Source organism: Sedimenticola hydrogenitrophicus (genome assembly GCF_029017505.1).
Classification (GTDB): Bacteria; Pseudomonadota; Gammaproteobacteria; order Chromatiales; family Chromatiaceae; genus Sedimenticola; species Sedimenticola hydrogenitrophicus_A.
This window is the reverse complement of record NZ_JAQGEI010000073.1, coordinates 1-5,501: the sequence shown is the minus strand read 5'-3', so window position 1 is coordinate 5,501 and position 5,501 is coordinate 1. Positions and strand designations below refer to the sequence as shown.

The 5,501-nt window shown below is 51.4% G+C and carries 2 tRNA genes and 3 rRNA genes; all 5 read right to left on the bottom strand.

Annotation, left to right across the window (positions count from 1 at the left end):
• Positions 1-4: 4 nt before the first annotated feature.
• The 5 genes from rrf to O9K64_RS23105 all read right to left on the bottom strand — a co-directional run bounded on the left by rrf (position 5) and on the right by O9K64_RS23105 (position 5,179).
• Positions 5-120, bottom strand: a 5S ribosomal RNA gene (gene rrf, locus O9K64_RS23125).
• 114 nt (positions 121-234) lie between these two features.
• Positions 235-3,122, bottom strand: a 23S ribosomal RNA gene (locus tag O9K64_RS23120).
• Positions 3,123-3,381: 259 nt separating this feature from the next.
• Positions 3,382-3,457 (bottom strand) — tRNA-Ala (locus O9K64_RS23115).
• Between the two features lie 37 nt (positions 3,458-3,494).
• Positions 3,495-3,571 (bottom strand) — tRNA-Ile (locus tag O9K64_RS23110).
• 64 nt (positions 3,572-3,635) lie between these two features.
• Positions 3,636-5,179, bottom strand: a 16S ribosomal RNA gene (locus O9K64_RS23105).
• The 16S, 23S and 5S rRNA genes sit together here with 2 tRNA genes alongside, the layout of an rRNA operon.
• Between the last annotated feature and the right edge of the window lie 322 nt (positions 5,180-5,501).

Below are 5,501 nucleotides of genomic sequence, written 5' to 3'. Positions count from 1 at the left end.
TAAAGCTTGGCAGTGACCTACTTTCACATGGGGAGGCCCCACACTATCATCGGCGATACACCGTTTCACTTCTGAGTTCGGGATGGGATCAGGTGGTTCCAGTGCTCTATGGCCGCCAAGCAAACTGTTGGCAAGCCGCTTGCGCGACTCTGCATGCATTCGGTATAGATTGTAAATAGTACATGGGTTGTTGCGTTCTTAACCAGCACCCAGCACAAAGTACTTGGGTGTTATATGGTCAAGCCTCACGGGCAATTAGTACTGGTTAGCTTCATACATTACTGCACTTCCACACCCAGCCTATCAACGTTGTAGTCTTCAACGGCCCTTTAGAGACCTTAAAGGTCTGGTGAGATCTAATCTTGGGAGGGGCTTCCCGCTTAGATGCTTTCAGCGGTTATCCTGTCCGAACATAGCTACCCGGCAATGCCACTGGCGTGACAACCGGAACACCAGAGGTTCGTCCACTCCGGTCCTCTCGTACTAGGAGCAGCTTCCCTCAAATCTCAAACGCCCACGGCAGATAGGGACCGAACTGTCTCACGACGTTCTAAACCCAGCTCGCGTACCACTTTAAATGGCGAACAGCCATACCCTTGGGACCGACTTCAGCCCCAGGATGTGATGAGCCGACATCGAGGTGCCAAACACCGCCGTCGATATGAACTCTTGGGCGGTATCAGCCTGTTATCCCCGGCGTACCTTTTATCCGTTGAGCGATGGCCCTTCCATACAGAGCCACCGGATCACTAGAACCTACTTTCGTACCTGCTCGACTTGTCTGTCTCGCAGTCAAGCACCCTTATGCTCTTGCACTCAATGCGCGATTTCCGACCGCGCTGAGGGTACCTTCGTGCTCCTCCGTTACTCTTTGGGAGGAGACCGCCCCAGTCAAACTACCCACCACACACTGTCCCCGACCCGGATAACGGGTCTGGGTTAGAACTCCAAACATACCAGGGTGGTATTTCAAGGTTGGCTCCACCAGGACTGGCGTCCCGGTTTCAAAGCCTCCCACCTATCCTACACAAGTAGGCTCAAAGTCCAGTGTGAAGCTGTAGTAAAGGTGCACGGGGTCTTTCCGTCTAGCCGCGGGTACGCTGCATCTTAACAGCGAGTTCAATTTCACTGAGTCTCTGGTGGAGACAGTGTGGCCATCATTACGCCATTCGTGCAGGTCGGAACTTACCCGACAAGGAATTTCGCTACCTTAGGACCGTTATAGTTACGGCCGCCGTTTACCGGGGCTTCGATCAAGAGCTTCTCCGAAGATAACCCCATCAATTAACCTTCCGGCACCGGGCAGGCGTCACACCCTATACGTCCTCTTTCGAGTTTGCAGAGTGCTATGTTTTTAATAAACAGTTGCAGCCACCATTTTATTGCAACCTTCAACAGCTTAAAGAGTAAATCTTATCACCGTCAAAGGCGTACCTTCTCCCGAAGTTACGGTACCATTTTGCCTAGTTCCTTCACCAGAGTTCTCTCAAGCGCCTTGGAATTCTCATCCAGCCCACCTGTGTCGGTTTGGAGTACGGTCTCTTATTACCTGAAGCTTAGAAGATTTTCCTGGAAGCATGGCATCAACCACTTCACATCCAAAGATGCTTCGTCGTCACGTCTCAGGATTGTGAGTCCGGATTTGCCTAAACTCACTCCCTACTCGCTTAAACCGGGACAACCAACGCCCGGATGGCCTAGCCTTCTCCGTCTCTCCATCGCAGTAATAAGAGGTGCAGGAATATTAACCTGCTTCCCATCGATTACGCATTTCTGCCTCACCTTAGGGGCCGACTAACCCTGCGCCGATTAGCGTTGCGCAGGAAACCTTGGGCTTTCGGCGAGGGGGCCTCTCACCCCCTTTATCGTTACTCATGTCAGCATTCGCACTTCTGATACGTCCAGCATGCCTTACGACACACCTTCAACCGCTTACAGAACGCTCCTCTACCATGCGTGTAAACACGCATCCGCAGCTTCGGTACACATCTTAAGCCCCGTTAAATCTTCCGCGCAGGCCGACTCGACTAGTGAGCTATTACGCTTTCTTTAAAGGATGGCTGCTTCTAAGCCAACCTCCTAGCTGTCTGTGCCTTCCCACATCGTTTCCCACTGAGATGTGATTTTGGGACCTTAGCTGGCGGTCTGGGTTGTTTCCCTTTTGACGACGGACGTTAGCACCCGCCGTCTGTCTCCCATGATTGCACTTCGCGGTATTCGGAGTTTGCATCGGTTTGGTAAGTCGGGATGACCCCCTAGCCGAAACAGTGCTCTACCCCCGCGAGTGATACATGAGGCGCTACCTAAATAGCTTTCGAGGAGAACCAGCTATCTCCGAGCTTGATTAGCCTTTCACTCCGATCCACAGCTCATCCGAATCTTTTTCAACAGATCCCGGTTCGGGCCTCCAGTAGATGTTACTCCACCTTCACCCTGGCCATGGATAGATCGCCCGGTTTCGGGTCTACTCCCAGCAACTAAACGCCCTATTAAGACTCGGTTTCCCTACGCCTCCCCTATTCGGTTAAGCTTGCTACTGAGAAGTAAGTCGCTGACCCATTATACAAAAGGTACGCAGTCACCCCGAAGGGCTCCTACTGCTTGTACGCATACGGTTTCAGGTTCTATTTCACTCCCTTAAAAAGGGTTCTTTTCGCCTTTCCCTCACGGTACTGGTTCACTATCGGTCGGTAAGGAGTATTTAGCCTTGGAGGATGGTCCCCCCATGTTCAGACAGGATACCACGTGTCCCGCCCTACTCGATTTCACTGTTGAATAGTTTTCGTGTACGGGGCTATCACCCTGTATCGCCAAACTTTCCAGATTGTTCCACTAACAACATCAACAGCTTAAGGGCTAATCCCCGTTCGCTCGCCGCTACTAAGGGAATCTCGGTTGATTTCTTTTCCTCCGGGTACTTAGATGTTTCAGTTCCCCGGGTTCGCCTCTTACACCTATGTATTCAGTGCAAGATAACCCGCTTATACGGGCTGGGTTTCCCCATTCGGAAATCCTCGGATCAAAGTCTGTTTGCTGACTCCCCGAGGCTTATCGCAAGCTACAACGTCCTTCATCGCCTCTTACCGCCTAGGCATCCACCATATGCGCTTATTCACTTGACCATATAACCCCAAAAACTCTGGAGCCATGGTGCTGGTTTATAAACTTGTTTGTTACGAATGCAACATACCCAAGTAACTAATTTTTCATGAGAAAAAATTAGTACTTATTGTTAGATAGATTCTTCCGTCACTCGCGTGACTTCAAAATCATCACCTATCTACAATCTATATCCGAATTGTTAAAGAGCATGCACTTCGTATAAATACAAAGTGGCGAACATCACTGCTCGACACTTGATACTCATACCGGACACAAAGTTGGTGGAGCCAGGGAGGATCGAACTCCCGACCTCCTGCGTGCAAGGCAGGCGCTCTCCCAGCTGAGCTATGGCCCCGATAACCTCATTCTCCATCCTTCTCAGAACAGAAAACTGGTGGGTCTGGGTGGATTCGAACCACCGACCTCACCCTTATCAGGGGTGCGCTCTAACCAACTGAGCTACAGACCCGTGTCCGTGCTACTTGATCAGGTAATTTGTGTGGGGGCTCCGACAGCGCTTAATCCGCTATCTTAAAGGAGGTGATCCAGCCCCAGGTTCCCCTAGGGCTACCTTGTTACGACTTCACCCCAGTCATGAATCACAAAGTGGTAAGCGTCCTCCCGAAGGTTAGACTACCTACTTCTTTTGCAACCCACTCCCATGGTGTGACGGGCGGTGTGTACAAGGCCCGGGAACGTATTCACCGCGACATTCTGATTCGCGATTACTAGCGATTCCAACTTCACGCAGTCGAGTTGCAGACTGCGATCCGGACTACGACCGGTTTTGTGAGATTTGCTCCCCCTCGCGGGTTTGCGGCCCTCTGTACCGGCCATTGTAGCACGTGTGTAGCCCAGCCCATAAGGGCCATGATGACTTGACGTCATCCCCACCTTCCTCCGGTTTATCACCGGCAGTCCCCCTAGAGTTCCCACCATTACGTGCTGGCAACTAAGGGCAAGGGTTGCGCTCGTTACGGGACTTAACCCAACATCTCACGACACGAGCTGACGACAGCCATGCAGCACCTGTCTCTGCGTTCCCGAAGGCACCAATCTATCTCTAGAAAGTTCGCAGGATGTCAAGGGCTGGTAAGGTTCTTCGCGTTGCATCGAATTAAACCACATGCTCCACCGCTTGTGCGGGCCCCCGTCAATTCCTTTGAGTTTTAACCTTGCGGCCGTACTCCCCAGGCGGTCAACTTATCGCGTTAGCTACGTTACTAAGAGCCAAGATGCTCCCAACAACTAGTTGACATCGTTTACGGCGTGGACTACCAGGGTATCTAATCCTGTTTGCTACCCACGCTTTCGTACCTCAGCGTCAGTGTTGGTCCAGGAAGTCGCCTTCGCCACTGGTGTTCCTCCGGATATCTACGCATTTCACCGCTACACCCGGAATTCCACTTCCCTCTACCACACTCTAGTTCAGCAGTTTCAAATGCAGTTCCCAGGTTAAGCCCAGGGCTTTCACATCTGACTTACTAAACCGCCTACGCACGCTTTACGCCCAGTAATTCCGATTAACGCTCGCACCCTCTGTATTACCGCGGCTGCTGGCACAGAGTTAGCCGGTGCTTCTTCTAAAGTTAACGTCAAGACAAAAGGGTATTAGCCTCTCGCTTTTCTTCACAATTGAAAGTGCTTTACAACCCGCAGGCCTTCTTCACACACGCGGTATTGCTGGATCAGGCTTGCGCCCATTGTCCAATATTCCCCACTGCTGCCTCCCGTAGGAGTCTGGGCCGTGTCTCAGTCCCAGTGTGGCTGATCGTCCTCTCAGACCAGCTATGGATCGTCGCCTTGGTAGGCCATTACCCTACCAACTAGCTAATCCAACGCAAGCTCATCTAATAGCGTGAGGCCCGAAGGTCCCCCACTTTCCCCCGTAGGGCGTATGCGGTATTAGCTCGAGTTTCCCCGAGTTATCCCCCACTACCAGGCAGATTCTTACGCGTTACTCACCCGTCCGCCACTCGCCACCCAGAGAGCAAGCTCTCTTGTGCTGCCGTTCGACTTGCATGTGTTAAGCATACCGCCAGCGTTCAATCTGAGCCAGGATCAAACTCTTCACTTGAAGTGTTTTAGTCACTTTATGGGTGACAAATCCGTGCTCGACATTACGTCTAAAAAAAAGGAATTTCTTTTAGATGCTTCGTCGAAATAATTGGCTTCATAAGCCACCGACGGAGCACCCACACAAATTACCTAACCTGATTGTTAAAGAGCGGGTCAAACTTTCATCCGACCGAGACAGTCAATTATGAATGCCTCCAATTTTTAAGTCAATAACTACTCGCTATCAACTCACCACCCGGACCGAATCACTACTGCATTCGCCCCAAGCGAGGCGCGTATTCTACGCCTCATTCCGAGCAGGTCAAGCACTAATTTCAACC